This window comes from Mycobacterium timonense (genome assembly GCF_025821985.1).
Taxonomy (GTDB): domain Bacteria; phylum Actinomycetota; class Actinomycetes; order Mycobacteriales; family Mycobacteriaceae; genus Mycobacterium; species Mycobacterium avium.
The window spans coordinates 1-19,103 of the sequence record NZ_JACKSY010000096.1 but is presented as its reverse complement, the minus strand read 5'-3'; the positions used below and the strand labels follow the sequence as shown (position 1 = coordinate 19,103).

Here is a 19,103-nt window from a genome sequence, read left to right as displayed (position 1 = left end):
CACCCGCTGCCGCCTGACCACCATCACCGACGACAACCCCGACATAGGAGCCAACGACATGCCCGCACTCACCGCCTAACCCACCGGATCACGCAGCACTACACCACTTCCCGGGACTTGACCGCTCGGCGTTTGGGGTACTGGCCGTGCGGCGCATTGCCTGGTGTGCAGGTAGCACTGGACCAAGCACCTCAGAGCGCGAAGGGCTGACCGAATTAGGCGAGCACCGCCGCGATCTCGGCGGCCGCCTCGTCGCCGTAGGCGTCCGCCAGCCGGGTCTTGGCGACCTCGCGGTCCCACGCCCACTCCTGGGTTCCGGTCGACTCGAGCACCAGCACCGCCACCAGCGAGCCCAGCTGCGCCGAACGCTCGAGGTTCAGCCCGGCGCTGCGCCCGGTCAGGAAGCCGGCCCGGAACGCGTCGCCGACGCCGGTGGGGTCGGTCTGGCTGGTCTCGGGCACCACGCCGACGTGGGTGGTGGTCCCGTCGCGCTCGACGATGTCGACGCCCTTGGCGCCAAGCGTCGTGACCCGCAGGTCCACCTTCTGCTGCACATCGGCCTCGGACCAGCCGGTCTTGGAGCGCAACAGCTCCCACTCGTAGTCGTTGGTGAACAGGTAGGCCGCGCCGTCGACCAGCTTGTCGATCTCGTCGCCGGACAGGCGGGGCAGCTGCTGGGACGGGTCGGCGGCGAATGGCAGGCCGAGCGTGCGGCACTCCTCGGTGTGCACCACCATCGCGTCCGGGTCGTTGGCCCCGATGATCACCAGGTCCGGCTTGCCCTGCGACGACACCAGGTCGGCGAGCTTGATGTTGCGGGCCTCGGACATCGCGCCGGGATAGAACGACGCGATCTGGGCCATGTCCTCGTCGGTGGTGCATACGAAGCGCGCGGTGTGCGCGGTCTTCGAGATCAGCACGTGGTCGCAGTTGACGCCGTGGGACTGCAGCCAGTCGCGGTACTCGCCGAAATCGTCACCGGCCGCGCCGACCAGCGCCACGTCGCCGCCCAGCACACCGATGGCGAACGCGATGTTGCCCGCCACGCCGCCGCGGTGAATCACCAAGTCGTCGACCAGGAAGCTCAGGGACACCTTCTGCAGGTGCTCGGCCAGCAGGTGCTCGGAAAATCGGCCGGGGAACCGCATCAGGTTGTCGGTCGCAATCGAACCTGTCACCGCGATCGTCACGAAATCTCCATCCTTCGTTAGTAACGTTATTTAGCTAAGTCGCGGCGCCTCACGACTCTCATCGCGTCCACGGCTGGCCGGGAGTCGTGTTTGCGGCTCGGCTGACCCCGAACAGCTTTGAATCACTTGGATCACAAGGTGTTTGGTGGTTCGTGGAGGGTAGCGCGGTAGGTGTCCGCATCCAGCAGTGCTGCGATACTCGAGTCGAGTGCCTCGATCTCGGATCCATCGACTTGGATGTCTAGCAGCCAGCCGGCGCCGTAGGGGTCGGAGTTCATCAACTGCGGGCTGGTGTCCAGATCGCGGTTGACTGCGGCCACATTGCCGGTTAGGGGGGCGTAGAGGTCCGACACGGATTTGGTCGATTCCACCTCGCCGAAGGATTCGCCGGCGGTCAGTTGAGTGCTGACGTCGGGGAGCTGGACGAAGACGATGTCGCCGAGAGCGGACTGCGCGAAGTCGGTGATCCCGATCCGCACCCTGTCCTGCGCACTGCGCCGAACCCACTCGTGTTCGGCGGTGTAGTGCAGGTCGGCTGGCGTATTGCTCACGGCAATCCTGTTCTGCTGACGGATGTTTCTCGACGCACGGGTTAAGGCTGGGCAGCGGACAACTCGGCGCCTAGATGGCGCTTGAGGTCGTCGACCTTGTTCAGCTGCTCCCAGGGCAGCTCGACGTCGGTGCGACCGAAGTGCCCGTACGCGGCGGTCTGCGCATAAATCGGGCGCAGCAGGTCCAGGTCGCGGATGATCGCGCCGGGACGCAGGTCGAACACCTCGGGCACGATCTTTTCGATCTTGACCGGGTCGACCGTCGCGGTGCCGAACGTCTCGATGAACAGCCCGACCGGGGCGGCCTTGCCGATGGCGTAGGCCACCTGCACCTCGACCCGCTCCGCCAGCCCGGCGGCGACGATGTTCTTGGCCACCCAGCGCATCGCGTAGGCCGCCGACCGGTCCACCTTGGACGGGTCCTTGCCGGAAAAGGCCCCGCCGCCGTGCCGCGCCCAGCCGCCGTAGGTGTCGACGATGATCTTGCGGCCGGTCAGGCCGGCGTCGCCCATCGGGCCGCCGACGACGAACTTGCCGGTCGGGTTGACCAGCACCCGCGTCGCTGACGAGTCCAGCGTCTCGTGCGCCAACTCCTTGAGCACGGTCTCCAGGACGTGCTTGCGGATGTCGGGATCCAGCGTCTTTTCCAGGTCGATCCCGTCGGCGTGCTGGGTGGAGACCACCACGGTGTCCAACCGGGTCGGAACGTTGTCCTCGTACTCGATGGTGACCTGGGTCTTGCCGTCCGGGCGCAGGTAGGGCAGCGTGCCGTTCTTGCGGACCTCGGTCAGCTTGCGCGACAGCCGGTGGGCCAGCGCGATTGGCAGCGGCATCAGTTCCGGGGTGTCGTTGATCGCGTAGCCGAACATCAGGCCCTGGTCGCCGGCACCCTGGGCGTCCAGCGGGTCAGCGGCGCCCTCGACGCGCGCCTCGTGGGCGGTGTCGACACCCTGGGCGATGTCGGGCGACTGACGCCCGATGCCGATGTTCACCCCGCAGGTCTCGCCGTCGAAGCCCTTGTCCGAGGAGTCATAGCCGATGTCGAGGATGCGCGCGCGAACGGTGTTGGTGATGTCGGCGAAGGCGTCCTTGGCGGTCGTGGTGACCTCGCCGATGACATGAACCTGACCGGTGGTGACGGCCGTCTCGACGGCGACACGTGAGCGCGGGTCCCCGGCCAGCAGCGCGTCGAGGACCGAGTCGCTGATCGCGTCACAGATCTTGTCGGGATGTCCCTCAGTCACCGACTCACTGGTAAACAGGCGACCCTTTTCGCTCATGCCAATCCTTCCTCGTTAACTTGCTGAGCCGCGCGCCTTCTCAAAGCCCGCCTGACCATAATCTTGGCAGGCGTAACTCAGTCGACGCTGAGAATGGTCCTCAGTGCATCAACTTAGTTTCCGGTGTGTTATTCGAATTGCGATTCTGTTGCCTGTCCACGATTGGGTACACCAGCAAGCGTGCACCAAGCTCAGCCACGTTTCGGATATAGCTGCATGCTCTCGTGGCGTTTCACCGCCGGCGCTCTATTGCAGTCATTCGACCTAGCGTGTATCACCGTCGCAGCCGTGGAGCGACGCGCATGATGACGGCGATGGCACCATGCGCGCGCCACGGTCACAAGCCTATAAATCGGTTCGCGGTCATGGTTGTCATTTCTGTTGGTGATCCATGGCTCTGTTGGTGGTCCATGGCCGGCTTGGTCACTGACGGTGAGCGCTGACCAGCCATGACGGTAGCTGCGCGCGACCGTCCCATCCGATAGTGACGTTGCGGTATTCGAAACCTTCGGGCAGCGTGGTCGGGACGTTGATCCAGGCCCGGGCGGGTTGGATGTCATCCACTATGAGGTGTTCACCGACGATGGAACGCAATTGGGACTCCGTGAACGGACGCGGGCCGAAATCGGCGTCGGGTGGAAATGCCTCGGTAGCGAAGACGAGGGCGAAAAATTTGCCGCCTGGTTTCAGCGCCCGTGCACTGGACTCGACGTATCCATGCCTCAGCTCCTCGGGGAGGCAGTGAAATACGAGACCGTCGATAACGGTGTTGAAGTAATTTTCATAGCCGGTTGACTGGCTGAGGTCGGCCACGCGGAAAGTCGCAGGCAGCCCCAATTCGGCGGCTGCTTTGTTTGCGCGTTCAATGGCGTTGCTGGACCTGTCCAATCCGACAACTTCATACCCTTTTTCGGCCAATGCTAATGAAGCAGCCCCGACGCCACAACCGGAATCAAGTACAGGTCCCGAAAAAAGCCCTTTTCGTTCGAGAGCGGCCAAGGCGGGTTGCAACTCGCCAATATTCCACCCAGGCTCTCCGGGGGCGTATGACGCCTTGCCGTCGTATAGTTCGTCCCAGTCTACGGTTTTGACATTAAAAGTTGGCATAGTGCATGAGTTTATAGCGCGTTTCTAACAGGCACCTCGGAAGAACCTGTTGCTTTTCGTAAAGCCAGGTATCCCCAGGCTGGGGGGTCGCGGACCATTAATGCCGCTATTTTTGACAATTCGCTTTGCAGAAAATCGGCGCGCCCGAAGAGCTGACCCTGGCCGGACCTAGAACCTCAGCGCGGCCGATCGCCAGAGGCGAAATAGTCAGAATTACCGCCATGCCCAAGAGCATGCTGGCATGCGCAATGGTCGGCTATGTAGAAAAAGCCGCATCTTTCGCGGTGACTTGGATGGGCGGTAAGGCAACCCCAGTTAGAGTCCACGCGCCACTACCAGTAGCGCTATACCCGCCGGCTAGCCGGTGACCAGTATGCGAGCATCTCCGCGAAGGTCTGGAACGCCGGACCGGAAATCCCGTAGGTCGCCTCCAGATGGATGCTCAGCGGGAAGCCCAGGTCGGCCACCCCGTCGATGACGCGCTTGTAGAGGTCGACCATCAGCTGACGCTTCTGCGGCGGCTCGCAGGCGGCGAGGTTTTGGACGAACTCCTGCTCAGCGGCCACGGCGGCGTTGCCCGGGTCCTGGATGAGCCAGTTGATCAGTCCGACGCGGCTTTCCATCTTAGGCACGAAGCCAAAGGACAGCAGGATCTCGGGCCGGTGATCGGTTTGCTTGGCGAACTCGGTCAGAAAGCCCACGATCGCGTCGGAGTACAGCAGCTGCGTCATGCCGTAGGTGGCGCCCTGGTCGCACTTGAAGTTGAACCGGCCCTGTTCGCCGTCGCGGGTGGGGATCAGGATCACGCCCCGGTTGGTCACCAGCTCGCGATAGATCGACAGGGCGTCGGTCGGGGCGACGCCGGATCCCTCGCCGTCGTTCATGGTGCGCGGCACGCCGACGAACACCACGCCTTCCATTCCGGCCGAGGACAATTCGGTGAGTCGGCCCCGCAGCGACGACTCGTCCATGAACGCGGTGACCTGCGTGCACAAGCCCTTGATGCCGGTCAGTTCCGGTTTGACGACCGACCAGAAGTCGAGCACGTCCAGCTTGGGCTTCATCGGAACGGGACGGTCGTCGTCCTCGGCGATGATCCCGGGGATCATCACGTGCCGGATCCGGCCGTCCAGGCCCGAGTCGGCCGAATGCCGCACCACTTTCTGCGCCTCTTCGAGTGCCCGCTCCCGACCTTCGTCGGCGTTCGGTGGCACCAGCTCGAGCGCAATGGTGTTGAGGGTCACACGGCTCCTGTTCGTCCTGAGGATCTGGGCGGCAGGCGCGCCAGTCCGGGGTCCCGGGCTCAGTAGCGGTAGTGGTCGGCCTTGTAGGGGCCGTCGACGTCGACGCCGATGTATTCGGCCTGCTCCTTGGTGAGCTTGGTCAGCTTGCCGCCGAGGGCCTCGACGTGGATGCGGGCCACCTTCTCGTCGAGGTGCTTGGGCAGCCGGTAGACCTCGTTGTCGTACTCGTCGTTCTTGGTCCACAGCTCGATCTGCGCGATGACCTGGTTGGAGAAGCTGTTGCTCATCACGAACGACGGGTGGCCCGTCGCGTTACCCAGGTTCAGCAGCCGGCCCTCGGAGAGCACGATGATCGACTTGCCGGTGTCGCCGAAGGTCCACAGGTCGACCTGCGGGCGGATGTTGGTCTTGGTGGCGCCGGACTTCTCCAACCGGGCGACCTGGATCTCGTTGTCGAAGTGGCCGATGTTGCCCAGGATCGCCTTGTCCTTCATCGCCTTCATGTGCTCGAGGGTGATGATGTCCTTGTTGCCGGTGGCGGTGATGACGATGTCGGCCTCGCCGATCACGTCCTCCACCCGCTTGACGTCGAAGCCCTCCATCAGCGCCTGCAGCGCGTTGATCGGGTCGATCTCGGTGACGGTCACCCGCGCACCCTGGCCGGCCACGGACTCGGCCGAACCCTTGCCGACGTCGCCGTAGCCGCAGATGAGGACCTTCTTGCCGCCGATCAGCACGTCGGTGCCGCGGTTGATGCCGTCGATCAGCGAGTGCCGGCAGCCGTACTTGTTGTCGAACTTGGACTTGGTGACCGAGTCGTTGACGTTGATCGCCGGGAACGCCAGGTCGCCGGCCGCGGCGAACTGGTAGAGCCGCAGCACGCCGGTGGTGGTCTCCTCGGAGACGCCCTTGATCGACGCGGCGATCTTGGTCCACTTGTCCTTGTCGGTCTCGAAGCGCTTGCGCAGCAGGTTGAGGAACACCCGGTGCTCGGTCGAGTCGTCTTCCTCGTCGGGCGGAACCACGCCGGCCTTCTCGTACTGCGCGCCGCGCAGCACCAGCATGGTGGCGTCACCGCCGTCGTCCAAGATCATGTTCGCGGGCTCGTCGGGCCACGTCAGCACCTGCTCGGCCGCCCACCAGTACTCCTCGAGCGTCTCGCCCTTCCACGCGTACACCGGCACGCCCTTGGGCTCCTCCGGGGTGCCGTGTGGGCCGACAACCACCGCGGCGGCGGCGTGGTCCTGGGTGGAGAAGATGTTGCAGGACGCCCAGCGCACCTCGGCGCCCAGCGCGACGAGGGTCTCGATCAGCACCGCGGTCTGCACGGTCATGTGCAGCGAACCCGAGATGCGCGCGCCCTTGAGCGGCTGCACGTCGTGGTACTCGCGGCGCAGCGACATCAGACCCGGCATCTCCTGCTCCGAGAGCTCGATGTCCCGGCGACCATAATCCGCCAACGACAAATCGGCGACCTTGAAATCGATGCCGTTTCGAACGTCGGGGGTGAGTGCATTTTCGGTCGTCGTCATCGGATGTCTCAATCCTCCTGTCGGCCTTGGGATTAACCCTGCAGCGGATTTACGGTTACCAAACCGGGCCAAATCAGCCTGATCGTTCTGGGACTTGTAGGGAGCGGCCGCACCGTGGAACTCCCCGGTGGCGGTTAGCCTGGCCTGCGATGACCCGCGCCGGGCCTCCGTTGGTACCTACTTGGTTCAAGGCACGCGGTGGTGCGAGTGAGCATCTACCCCATTCGGCAGCAGAAAGCCCGATGAGTTGGAAAGCAAGTCACGGCTGCGTTACCGATCTATTGCTGACTAGATCATCGGAGGGGCGCATCGTTGCGTAACCTCGCCCCGAACATACACCTCGGCGACTGTTGTTCCCAGCAATAAAACCTGTCAAAGCCCTGTGGGGTCATCGGCGCACCGAAGTGATGTGGATTACCCAGCCAGCCGCGAAATGCCCACGGGCACAACCTGAATCCTCGGCAAGCAAGACCTCGTCTCCGTCCCGAGGTCCTTCATGCCTGCCGTGCCGGCCTCGATGGCGCGCGATCGCCGAGCACCAGAGCGATTCGGGCACAGGACCGCTGGGCCCCGATCCCTGAATAAAACGTCTATGACGCCTGCTAATCCGCTGTGGGGTAACGGCATTTGATGCGCCGTTCTTTTATGCTGATGAGCATGGAAAATACGCCGCGACCCCACGATGCCGCCCCCGCGAGCAGTGACGCGACGGCAAGCCCCGCTGCTTTGCAGCAGCACCATCCTTTACGAGGCGGTCCGGCGGCGCCCACAGGAAGGGCGGTAGTAAATCCCTTCGACGAGGCGCTTGCAGCACTATCTAGATGGGCAAATGACGTGAATTTGCAAGTGTCTTTGGCGGTTCTCGCCCGCGGTGCCTCCGCATGAGCAATACCCCGTGCCGTCGGTCGTCGAAAAACTGGTGCGTGTCCGCGGCAACACCAGGTACGGCTGGCTGTGGTTCGCCGCCGCTGGGCTCTGAGACCCTTTTCATGCGACGGCAACGAACTAACGCCTCACCGTGGGCCAACATGCGGCGGCGAAACGCGGGAATTCGCCATTCGGCGGGTGGGCGATTTCAATGATGCCGAAGTCCTCGAATCGCCGTTTCTCGCGAGATGTTGTACCGCCATGGATGTGGTCATATCATGATGGATTGGAATCGACGTCTGCGAGACTTCGCGCAGCACAGGCCTCGCATAACAGCCTGGGTCGCATATATGGCTCCGCCATCGAAACATTGCCGCAGACAACGAAAGACACCATCGGGTATTCAAGTGCGGCCCATCGAGTAATGCGGGAAGATCATCAAAATATCGGGATAATCCTCGATCACCTCCATGACGGCATACTTCAAGCAATAAAGTTGCGCAACGAGCTGAACTCGTTGCTCGATGAGGTCGATTGTGAAACTCATCGCGAAATTGCCGATGCCACCTTGGACCAACGCGATGAAATTATCGCCGCCGGCCATGCACGAGCGGTCACGCTGCATGCCAAGTATGCGGCCGCCGTCGTGGAGGTGCATGCCCGTACGCAGGCGCTGGTGGCACCTATTGCCACAAAAATCGTGAACAACTCGAGGATCACGGCAGGGAGTGGCACTATTGCACAAGAGCTTAACAGTGATTCGCAGGACGAAGCAGATACCTGACTAACCTCAGGTTACAGATGGCGACAAAACCACTGGGGACCTATCGACCGACAGCAGTGGGACAGGCTGTGGTCAGGGGCCGCTGAGCCGAGATTCCTCGAGGTCGAAGTTCCTTTCGATGGAACGCAATACAGATGCATTTATGCGGCCACTACGCCGCAGATTCAGAATTTCTAAACGTTCGACGCGTAATAGCTGCAGTCGCAATGCCACGTAGTTTTGATGTTCGTCGACATCATTTTCGGCATTGCTCGTCCCCTGATGGTTGGAGGTGGCGGTCTGCAGACGCCGCATTCTCGCCTCGTACAGTGCGCGCACGGAATTAGCGGCGGCCTCGTCACCCCCACCGTTGCTGGAACGGCTATCCAGCCACTCCAAGGCCGCGCGGGCCGCACATAGCCGGGCCTCGTGCTCCTCCGTTCGAAAGTCCTTGGGCCTCAGTCCGAGTCGGCGAAGCAACCAAGGGAGACTGACGCCCTGCATGACGAGAGTGGTTAGGACGACCACCCCGGCGATGAGGACCACAAGTTCACGGTCGGGAAAGGGTGCGCCGTCATCGCGGCGTAGGGGAACGGCTAGTGCCGCCGCAAGCGACACACCGCCCCGCATGCCTGCCCAACCCACTACCAAGCGTTCCCGCCAGACCTTCGCGCTCACTCCACGGCCACGCAACCTGCTGAGGACCGGGCCCCCCAGAGTGAATGCCAATCGGGTCACGACCACGATGGCAACCACAATCGCCAACACCATGGCAAGATGCAGAATCGGCCCGGTCGGCGCCCAGTGCACTTGGCGGTGAAGTTGTATACCCACCAGAATGAACAGCACAGCGTTGAGCAGGAAGACCAACACGTCGAGGAAGGCGATCGCTTGTAATCGGGCGCCGGGCGAATAGATGTCGCTCATGCGTGAGCCGACATAAACTCCCGCGACGGCGGTGGCCAATACTCCTGACATGCCGGCGGCATCCGCAGCGGCGTAGGTGAAGTATGGAGTGGCCAACGAAATGGTGATTTCCAGTGCCGGATGATCCATACGTAGCCGTACCCTCACCATCACCCAGGCGATGGTGAAACCGAGCGCCGCTCCCCCCACTGGACCCATGAGGAACGTTATTGCGAGGTGGCCGGGATGCACTGCACCCGCAACTGCAGTACCGACGGCACCGGCGTAGAGCACTAGTGCGGTGCCGTCGTTAGTAAGGCCTTCACCTTCGATGATTGTCGAGAGTTCCTCAGGGGCATCCAGTCTCCGGAAGATGGATGTGGCCGAGACAGTGTCGGTCGGTGCCACGATCGCGCCTACCACGATGGCCGCGACCCATGAAAGATCCATGAGACTCGTCAGCACACCGGCGACCACTGCAGCGGTTACCGCCACCAAACCCACGGCCAGGAGTACAACCAGTCGGGCATGTCTGCGTAAATCGTCCGGAGCTACGAATAATGCCGCGTAATAGACCAGTGGCGGCAGGAACAGATAAAACACGATTTTGGGGGGTATTTCCGGTGACGGTGTCCATGGAAACCAACTAAGGAATACTCCGACGCCAACCAACAGGATCGGAAATGGCACGCCAATTCGCTCAGCCGCCCACACTGCAGCAATGGCCGTTGCTGGGCCGCAGAGCAAAAGGATTGTATAGGTGGCCGGAATCAAATCGGCGCCTCCCGCACTAGGGCCAGTTGCGAATGAAGGATCTGTCTGACGAAGGGTTGACCTGGCTGGGGCATGGCGGCCGCGCTGCACCCGCCATGATCGCCGACAAGGCGGCGACGGAAAGGTTCATCGGGTGGCTTGGGCCACCGGCCCCAACCACCTTGCCGCAAATGGTATTTGATCATTTCCCAGCCCGCCAATCGAGGAGGCAGTAAACACGAGGCTTGTGGAGAACGCTCCTGATGCGTTGGCCGACTCCCGTGACGTGGATGCGATGGCGAGCAATCGATGCTGCCGAAGGTGAACGCGGGCAACGGTCTTCGCGACCATCCGCGTCAAATTCAGTCGGCGCAAAGATCTGCATTGGGCACAGCTGGCCGAAACGGCAATTTGGCGAGATAGTCGCATTCAGTCGGCTGCGGAGCTCGACACCGGCCTCTCGACATTTTCGATGCGTCCCGCGGTATCGAGCTCAAATCCGTTGGGGGCGACGCGTGCTATCCGCGACTCGATGTCGTAGGGCACGATAATCGCGGTCGCGTCCCGGATGCGGCTTACCGCGCGGGCCATCTTGTCGGCGGTGCGGTCGTGCAGCAATCGACCCAATAGTGGCGAATATGTCCGGCGCGGCAACAACACCGTCACCCGGGTGTCGGGATGATCGGTAAGCACTCGTATCACCAACTCATGCGCGGCCCGAGCCAGATGACGATCCGGGCAGTTGATCAGCCATAGCGGGGTGTGGTGTTCAAAGCGGTCCCAGCGGGCCCGCAGCGACATAGCGTGATCGGCGTCGATCACGAAGTGCACGGCGGTGAACTCATCGGCATGCAGTCCGTTTGCAATACGCACGGCCTCAATCTCTGCGAGGTCGATCGAATCCACGAACACCAGCACCTGAAGCCTGGGGTGCCGGGTCAGGTCGACCGTTTCCGCGCGGGACATCTCAAGCACCGCGGCCTCGTCACCGTATTTCTTGTTGAGCCGCGTCAACACCAGCACCAGCGCGGGAAAGATGATCACAATGAGCCACGCGCCCTCGGTGAACTTGGCCACCACGAAGATGCCCACCACGATCGTCGACATGATCCCGGCTGCAAAATTCACGGCTACCTTCGCTCGCCAGCCCGGCGCGCGGCGGGTCAGATGATGCTTGGCCATTCCGTATCCGGCCATTGCGAAAGCGGTGAACACACCGATCGCATAAAACGGCACCAGCGCACTCACCTTTGCCTCGGTGATGAGAAGCAGTGCCACAGCTAGCGCGGCGAGGGTCAGGATGCCATTGGAGAACACCAGACGGTGGCCGCGTTTGGTCAGTGGTCGAGGCAGAAAACGGTCCTCGGCAACGAAACTGGTCAACGCGGGAAACCCGTTGAAGCTGGTGTTGCAACCGGTGAACAGGATCGCCGCTGTTGATGCCTGCACCATGAAGTACAAGATTTTGCCGATCGCGCCGTCGCCGAAGACTGCCCGGGTGATCTCAGACAACATCGACGGGTATTCATCGAGATATGGGACTGCGTGGGTGGCGTGTGCCAGCCAGGCCACACCAGCCAGTAAGAACCCGAGGATGCATGCCATCACGGTGAGCACTCGACGGGCGTTGATGCCTTCGGGCTTCCGGAAGATACTGACCGTGTTGGACAAGGCTTCGATGCCCGTCAGCGAGGTTCCGCCATTGGCGAAGGCGCGCAAGACGATCAGGACCGTCGCGCCCATTACCAGCCCACTGCCCTGATGTACCGAGACTGCGCCGGTAAGGTGTTGTGGACCGTATTTTGGTAGCCCCCAAACGATTTCACGGACAAAACCTGTCAGGATGGTCACTGCGATCATGCCGATGAAGAAGTAGGTCGTGATCGCGAACGTCCGACCCGACCGCCGCAGCCCACGCAAGTTGATCAGACATATCAACACTACGGCGGCTACCGTGATTTCCAGGTGGTACGGACGAAGAGGCGGAATCGCCGAGACCACCGCTACCGTCGCCGCGGCGGGCTGTACCGCCACGGTGACCACGTAGTCGATCAGCAGCGCCGCGGCGGCGACCTGTGCGACCCGTGGACCAAAGTTCTCCCGCGCGACCATATACGAACCGCCGGTCCGCGTGTAGGCCATGACCACCTGGCGATACGACACGGACACCAGCGCCAGAATCACCAGGATCACCCCGGTAATCGGAAGCAGTAGCGCAAATGCTGCCATTCCTGCCGCCGGCAGCAGTTCGATCATGATCTGCTCGGGACCGTACGCAGTTGAGGAGATCGCGTCGGGTGCAAGCGCCCCGAGTGCAACAGGATTCGACAGCCTCTCCGCGTCAAGCTGATCGGTGGTCAGCGGCTTCCCGAGAAAGACCCGCTTGCATTTGTCGGTAAAGGAGAGCGGTATTTCGCCACTCGGTTGCGTCACAACATTCCCTCCTCGAGGACTCTCAAACGATGCCACTCCACGGACTGGCCCATTTCGGCTCGGGGCCGGATCGCGCTACCTGGCGCGGATGACCTCCGAGATACGGGACTCGATGTCATAGGGCACGATCTGCGCCGCCGCGCCCGGAATACGGCTGACGGCGCGGGCAATCTTGTCCGCCGTGCGGTCGTGCAGGAGACGACCGACGAGCGCCGAATAGGTTCGGCGTGGCAAGAGCACGGTCGCCCTGGCTTCCGGATGGTCGGCCAGCACTCGCAGGACCAACTCGTGTGCGGCCCTGGTCAGGTGGCGGTCGGGGCAGTCGACCAGCCGCAGCGGGGTGTCGTGTTCGAAGTCCTCCCAACGTTTTTGCAGCCGGGCAGCGCGCTCAGCGTCGATCACAAAATGCACGACGGTGAGCTCGTCGGCGTGCAGTCCGTTTCCGTATCGCAACGCTTCCACCGCGGCGAGGTCGATGGCGTCGACGAAGACAAAGACCCGGTGACGTGTGTATCGGTCCAGGAGCGGAAGTTCTGTTCGCGACATCTCCAGGACCGACGCCTCGGCGCGATATTGCCGGTTGAGACGCATCAGTGCCAGCACCAGCAGCGGAAAGACGATGACGATGAGCCACGCGCCCTCGGTGAACTTGGCCACCGCGAAGATACCCACCACGATGGTCGAGAGGAAACCCGCCGACAGGTTGATCAACACGTTGCGGCGCCAGCCCGGGCCGCGCACGCTCAGATAGTGTTTGGTCATGCCGTAGCCGGCCATCGAGAATCCGGTGAACACGCCGATCGCGTAAAACGGCACCAGCGCATCGACCGACCCTCCGGTGATGACGAGCAGTGCCACGGATAGCGCGGTCAGGGCGAGGATGCCATTGGAGAACACCAAGCGATGGCCGCGTTTCATCAGTGGGCGCGGCAGAAAGCGGTCGCCCGCAACGAAACTGGCCAACGCGGGAAAGCCATTGAAGCTGGTATTGCCTCCGGTGTAGAGGATCGCCGCGGTCGACGCTTGGACGAGGATGTAGAGAATGTTGCCGATCATCCCGTGGCCGAACACGGCCCGGGCGATCTCGGATAATACCGACGGATATCCGTCGACGTACGGTACGGCTTGGGTGACGTGCGTCAGCCACGCCACGCCGGCGAGCAGGAAAGCGAGGATGCAGGCCATGACGGTCATTACCCGACGGGCGTTGCTGCCTTCGGGCTTACGGAATGCGGTGACGGTGTTGGAGATGGCCTCCACCCCGGTCAATGACGAGCCGCCGTTGGCGAACGCGCGCAGCACAATCAGAACGGTCGCACCCATGATCAGCCCACCGCCGTGATGGACCGGTACGGCTCCGACGATGTGCTCGGGATCGTATGAAGGAAGGTTGCCGCATAGTTCACGGATCACCCCGACGACGATCGTCAGTGAAACCATGGCCGTGAAGGCATAGGTGGGCACCGCGAAACGTGCTCCCGCTTCGCGCAGTCCGCGCAGGTTGGCAAAGCACATCAACAGCACCATTCCGACGGTGATTTCTAGGCTGTAGGGACCCAGTAACGGTATCGCCGAAGCCACCGCAACGGTCCCCGCCGCACATTGCACTGCGACGGTGACCACGTAGTCGATCAGCAGCGCCGCGGCGGCGACCTGTGCCACCCGCGGGCCGAAGTTCTCCCGTGCCACCACGTACGATCCGCCGGACCGCGTATAGACCATGACGACCTGACGATATGACGCGGCCACCAGCACCAAAATCAGCAGGATGACGCCGGTAATTGGAAGCAACAACGCGAAGGCGGCCATCCCTGCCGCCGGCAGCAGTTCGATCATGATCTGCTCGGAGCCGTAGGCGGTCGAGGAGATCGCATCCGGTGACAGCACCCCGAGCGCAACGGGGTTCGACAACTTCTCGTGATCGAGCTGGGACGTGATCATTGGCTTTCCGAGGAAGCCGCGTTTGCATACGTCAGAGAAAGATGACCATGCCCTGTGGCCGCCCACCTTCCCGTTCCCGCCAACCAAAGGAGCCGTCACACCCTATATTCCTCACCGCTAGGCTGTATGAACCCTGATGCACCAAATCCGCCGAAAGCCTAACTGCCGCTTTGCGCCCCATGCCGCCGCAAGCCGCAGAATCAGCAAATTGTCAGCAACATTACCAGGACATTCTCAGTTAGTTAATCTTCACGTAACATACCCTCGCCGCGATACCAGCACATCAAATCCTTTGTGCGACAATACTTTTAGCTCTACTAAGTCGGTCCTATCTGACAGCAGCGTTCACGTACGGACTGGGCCTTTAGAAAGCGCATGCGCCTTAACCGCTAATAGTCAGAAGAGCCAACTGCTTTGCAGCAAAGCACCTTTGAAACCTCCGTAGTGCACGATGCTAGCTTTAGCCTGCTGGCCTGGATAAAGTTGCCCAAGCTAATGGTTAATACATAGAGCCACTGTAAGTATTCGACTTTCGGCGAACACCAAGCAGACTCACAGCAACGGAGGACCGGTAGCCCTTTAGTCCGAACCGAGCAGGCACTTCTGCCATGGCGGCACCGCGGAATCTGTTGTTAGGATTGCGTATGGGTCGCAGAGTTCTCCAGTTCGATGGAGGTGGGAGCGACATTCGAGTGGCGACAGGGTCAGCAAGATGTGTGGTTATGCCAGAAGTGATTTCGGAGTCCGCCAGGATCGGAAGCGACAGGCTTAAATGGCGAATATCTGCATCGGCAAGCGCTGCGTTTTCCCGAGGAAGAGGAGCCGGACACTGTGAGCCGGTGCATCATCGTCAGTGGTGATGACGCGCTGGCGACGACGATCGTCGAGGAGTTGAAACGAGCAGGAGCAAGTGTCGCAAGGCTCCTCGGTTCGGAGGTTGCCGGCACCCGCGTCAAGACCGAACTCGTCCGGGCCGGAGTCGCCAGCGCGGCGGCAATTGTTTGTGCCGGAGACGACGACGCAACGAACCTGGAAATCGCGTTGCTTGCTCGCAAGGCTAACCCCGACATTCGTGTGGTGGCTCGCGTGGCCAACGATGTGTTGCGGGCGGCTGTCGCCGTCGATGACGGTCCCAGCACGATTTTAGGCGTCGCCGATCTCGCGGCGCCGGTCGTTGTCGAGGCATGCCTGGCCCGTACTACGCACCCCTTCGAGGTGTCGGGCATCGAATTCGTTGTCTTCGGCGCCGCGGCACCGTTCGATGCGTCGCTGCGCGATATCTATGGTGACCTCGCCCCAGTGGCGGTGGTCAACCGCCAGGACGCCAGCCCGGCTGAGGTGATCGCATGTCCGGGACGGGATCTGCACGTGAAAGCCGGCGACTGGACGGCGATGATCGGCACCACCGAGGAGGTGGCCGCCTGCGGCGTCAGCGTCCCACACAGCCAAGACAGAATGCGTGCACGCCAGTCGCGCTTTCGTCGAGTCCTGTATGCAGTGCGGGCCCTTCCCGGGGAGGTCAACCCCGCCTTCTATCCGGTGATCGCCGCCCTGATCATTTTGGTCATCGGCTCGACGACGTTGCTGCACTTCTCCTATACACACCCCGGGATGTCCTGGACCGACGCGTTCTACTTCACCAATGAGACGATCACGACGACGGGCTATGGCGACTTCAGCTTCATCGGTCAGCCAACGTGGCTGCGGCTTTACGCCGCCTTGTTGATGCTGGGTGGTGTGACCACTACCGCTCTGCTTGTAGCCTTTATCGCCGACGTGTTGCTATCTCGCCGATTCCTAGCGTTGTCTGTACGACCGCGTGCGCGCCATCTGCGCAGCCACATCATCGTCGTCGGGTTGAGCGCCCTCGGAATGCGCGTCGTCACCGATCTGATAAAAGCCGGATACGACGTCGCGGTCATCGAACGCGACCAGAACAACCCCTTCTTATCGACAACCGCCGAACTCGACGTGCCCGTCATCTTCGGCGATGCGACGTTGCGCCCGACACTGGAAGCCGCCCGCGTCGATACCGCTCGCGCCGTGGCGGTGTTGACGCGCGACGACATGGTCAACATCGAGACGGGGATCGTGATTCGCGAGATGCTGGGCGCCCAACCGATACTTGATGGCAACCGGTGGACAAAGGTTCCGCTCGTATTGCGGGTCTACGACCATGACCTAGGATCCGCGGTCGCCCAGCGATTCGGCTTTGAAAACGTCCGGTCCACGGTTGAATTGGCCGCACCGTGGTTCATCGGCGCCGCTATGGGCCTACAGGTACTGGGAACCTTCTCGGTTGAAAACCGATCCTTCTTGGTCGGCGGCATGAGCGTGCAGGCTGGCAGCGAACTCGATGGCATGCAGATGTTCGAGGTGTCAACCCAAGCTCGTGTCATCGCCATCACCCGGGAAGACGCCCCGGTCAGGCTACACCCGCGCCGCGATGCCCGACTCGCTGCCGGCGACACTGTCTACCTTGTAGGGCCATACCGAGAACTGCTGGCCACGTTACGCAAGGGACAGCCATTAACCGACGGCTCGGATACTGCTGGTGAGCTGCCGTCTGGCCACGAGGTGAACCCAGTCTAAAATGTAGCCGATATCCCGGAAACGCCATTGCGACAACGGAAGTCGCGATCGTCTGCGCACCGAACCAAACGGGGCAAAGCCATACAATTATCCACAGATCATCGGGGGAAAGCCCATGTTGTCCTGGCAGTATCACCAAAACGGCGCTTGTATGTTGCTCGCACCCGTCGCTTTGGTGCGCCCGAATACGGCCTGCACATAATGGAATTCGCTGCGCTACCGCCGGAAGTCAATTCCGGCCGCATATACGCGGGCCCTGGTTCGGGACCAATGCTTGCCGCAGCGGAAGCATGGCAAACGCTGGCTGCAGAACTGCATTCGGCGTCAAGCTCGTATGCATCGGTGGTCTCAGGGCTCACCGCGGGGCCGTGGCTAGGGCCATCGTCGGCAATCATGGCGGAAGCCGCCGACTCCTACGTGGCATGGATGCGTAGCATCGCCACGCAGGCCGAGCAGACATCCAGCCAGGCCAGGACGGCCGCTGCGGCCTATGAAACGGCCTTTGCGGCAACGGTTCCACCGCCGGTTGTGGCGGCCAATCGCAGCCAACTGGCCGCGCTGGTTGCCACAAACCTATTAGGGCAAAACACCCCCGCGATCGCGGCCACCGAAGCGCAATACAGTGAGATGTGGGCCCAGGATGCGGTCGCGATGTATGCCTACGCAGATTCGGCGGCGGCGGCAACACAGCTGACGCCCTTCAGTCCGTCACAACGGAACACCACTTCGAATGGGCATGCCAACCAGGCAGGCGCGGTCAGTAAAGCCGGTGAGGTCGCCACCGGACCCGCCCAGAACATCGCTTCGAATGCCTCGGGGTCGCTTCTTTCAGTGCCAGATACGCTGAGCACCGCGACGTCCGCACTCGGTATCTCCTCGCCATTGGATCTATTGGAACTGGGTGCCGACGGGATTACCTATGGAATCGATGCCCCACTGGCCCCGATAGGCGCGATATCGCTTCCCATCGACCTTGTCGGTGCCCAGACCGGTTTACATACGGATGACATTGTCAGCGGCTGGAACGCCGCAGGAACCTCGCCAGAGGCGGTGGTGAAGAGCCTGATGCCCTCCGCGCCGGCAGCAACCGCGAACATGGTCTCCAAGGCGGTGTCGGCGCAGGTGGGCGAGGCTGACGCAGTCGGCGCGCTATCAGTACCGCGAACCTGGACTGTGGCGACACCCGCGGTGCGCCCGATCGCGCTGGCATTGCCAGCGGCACCTGTCGGTATCGCACAACAGGCGCTGACACCCAGTCTGGGTAGCTCATTGGAGGAGATACCCCTAGCCGCCACCGCTGGACTCGCCATCCGCGATCGCCTCAGCGCACGCGGTCACGAGCCACGCGACACGAATCCGGCCGGGACCCGGGCAGTTAGCGCCACAGCCCCAAGGATTGGAGATGAACAGACGGCCACACAGCACGAGCCGCGCACTGTCGTGACGGGAATCGCCGCCGAGATACGCGAGTTCGCCAGACTGCGCGACGAGGGATTGATATCCGATGAGGAGTACACCGCACAGCGTAATCGGCTGCTGGGCCAGTGAACTGCGAAGTTCGTCGCCGATGTAACTGTTAGGGCGAGTTGCCACTCTCCTCTTAACCCTGAACGCAGAGGCTCGGAGTTTAAACGTGGTCGTCCAGGTTTGAGCGCGCTCGAGGGTGGGCGGCGATTCCATTCGGTGACGACGCGGTAGGTCTTTAATATCAGTAGAGAAAGTTCTCACATCGCATGTCAGCGGCTCCTGAGGACGATCGGTCAGAGATGGCGGTTGCGCGTCAGCGATGCCAGTGCACGCTGGGTGAGGGCGACAAGGAGGGTTGCGTCCAGCAGAGTGGTGTACGAGTCGGGCCTGATCAGGATGCCCGGCGTGTCGTAGCCGAACGAATGAAGGTCATCGCGTGATTCTTCGAGGGACCGTCCAAAGTCACTCGAGCAAAGG

11 protein-coding genes and 2 pseudogenes are annotated in these 19,103 nt (G+C 62.0%); 3 read left to right on the top strand and 10 right to left on the bottom strand.

The features are described from left to right. Positions 1-215 precede the first annotated feature (215 nt). The 6 genes from H7I87_RS20640 to ahcY all read right to left on the bottom strand — a co-directional run bounded on the left by H7I87_RS20640 (position 216) and on the right by ahcY (position 6,904). On the bottom strand, positions 216-1,190 hold the full coding sequence (locus H7I87_RS20640) for a carbohydrate kinase family protein (RefSeq protein ID WP_023882592.1): 975 nt from the start codon (positions 1,188-1,190) through the stop codon (positions 216-218). Between the two features lie 131 nt (positions 1,191-1,321). Continuing rightward, on the bottom strand, positions 1,322-1,741 hold the full coding sequence (gene gcvH / locus H7I87_RS20635; RefSeq protein WP_023882593.1) for a glycine cleavage system protein GcvH: 420 nt from the start codon (positions 1,739-1,741) through the stop codon (positions 1,322-1,324). Positions 1,742-1,782: 41 nt separating this feature from the next. Then, positions 1,783-3,021 (bottom strand): methionine adenosyltransferase, encoded by a 1,239-nt coding sequence (gene metK, locus H7I87_RS20630; protein ID WP_023882594.1) that lies wholly within the window; start codon positions 3,019-3,021, stop codon positions 1,783-1,785. Positions 3,022-3,444: 423 nt separating this feature from the next. Then, complete coding sequence (locus H7I87_RS20625; protein WP_023880918.1) at positions 3,445-4,128, bottom strand: class I SAM-dependent methyltransferase; 684 nt, start codon at positions 4,126-4,128, stop codon at positions 3,445-3,447. Positions 4,129-4,472: 344 nt separating this feature from the next. Beyond that, positions 4,473-5,372, bottom strand: coding sequence for a mycobacterial-type methylenetetrahydrofolate reductase (locus H7I87_RS20620; protein ID WP_023880917.1), 900 nt, complete (start codon positions 5,370-5,372; stop codon positions 4,473-4,475). 59 nt (positions 5,373-5,431) lie between these two features. Beyond that, the gene (gene ahcY / locus H7I87_RS20615; RefSeq protein ID WP_063967048.1) at positions 5,432-6,904 is read right to left on the bottom strand and encodes an adenosylhomocysteinase; all 1,473 of its coding nucleotides are present in this window, start codon (positions 6,902-6,904) and stop codon (positions 5,432-5,434) included. A 1,153-nt stretch (positions 6,905-8,057) separates the two neighbouring features. Between ahcY and H7I87_RS20610 the strand changes: the two genes are divergently transcribed. Beyond that, positions 8,058-8,555 (top strand): hypothetical protein, encoded by a 498-nt coding sequence (locus tag H7I87_RS20610; RefSeq protein ID WP_139800187.1) that lies wholly within the window; start codon positions 8,058-8,060, stop codon positions 8,553-8,555. A gap of 72 nt (positions 8,556-8,627) precedes the next feature. On the opposite strand, the gene H7I87_RS20605 is transcribed toward H7I87_RS20610, so the two are convergent. The 3 genes and pseudogenes from H7I87_RS20605 to H7I87_RS20595 form a co-directional block, all read right to left on the bottom strand. Then, positions 8,628-10,214 carry a Na+/H+ antiporter gene (locus H7I87_RS20605; RefSeq protein WP_167380304.1) on the bottom strand — a complete coding sequence of 529 codons (1,587 nt, stop codon included), beginning with the start codon at positions 10,212-10,214 and terminating at the stop codon, positions 8,628-8,630. Between the two features lie 426 nt (positions 10,215-10,640). Then, positions 10,641-12,626 (bottom strand): annotated as a pseudogene (locus H7I87_RS20600) (APC family permease); the annotation flags it as partial. Between the two features lie 93 nt (positions 12,627-12,719). Continuing rightward, positions 12,720-14,633: pseudogene (locus H7I87_RS20595) on the bottom strand (APC family permease); the annotation flags it as partial. Positions 14,634-15,398: 765 nt separating this feature from the next. On the opposite strand from H7I87_RS20595, the gene H7I87_RS20590 reads away from it, so the two are divergent. Then, positions 15,399-17,159 carry an NAD-binding protein gene (locus H7I87_RS20590; RefSeq protein WP_023882525.1) on the top strand — a complete coding sequence of 587 codons (1,761 nt, stop codon included), beginning with the start codon at positions 15,399-15,401 and terminating at the stop codon, positions 17,157-17,159. A 201-nt stretch (positions 17,160-17,360) separates the two neighbouring features. Beyond that, the gene (locus H7I87_RS20585; RefSeq protein ID WP_080708799.1) at positions 17,361-18,707 is read left to right on the top strand and encodes a PPE family protein, SVP subgroup; all 1,347 of its coding nucleotides are present in this window, start codon (positions 17,361-17,363) and stop codon (positions 18,705-18,707) included. Between the two features lie 212 nt (positions 18,708-18,919). Here H7I87_RS20585 and H7I87_RS20580 read toward each other — a convergent pair. Further along, a partial coding sequence (locus H7I87_RS20580; protein ID WP_264002858.1) for a hypothetical protein occupies positions 18,920-19,103 on the bottom strand: 184 nt, incomplete at its 5' end.

Coding starts and splice junctions, on each gene's coding strand:
- metK (WP_023882594.1), bottom strand. CDS start 3,021: ATGAGCGAAAAGGGTCGCCTGTTTACCAGTGAGTCGGTGACTGAGGGA.
- H7I87_RS20625 (WP_023880918.1), bottom strand. CDS start 4,128: ATGCCAACTTTTAATGTCAAAACCGTAGACTGGGACGAACTATACGAC.
- ahcY (WP_063967048.1), bottom strand. CDS start 6,904: ATGACGACGACCGAAAATGCACTCACCCCCGACGTTCGAAACGGCATC.
- H7I87_RS20585 (WP_080708799.1), top strand. CDS start 17,361: ATGGAATTCGCTGCGCTACCGCCGGAAGTCAATTCCGGCCGCATATAC.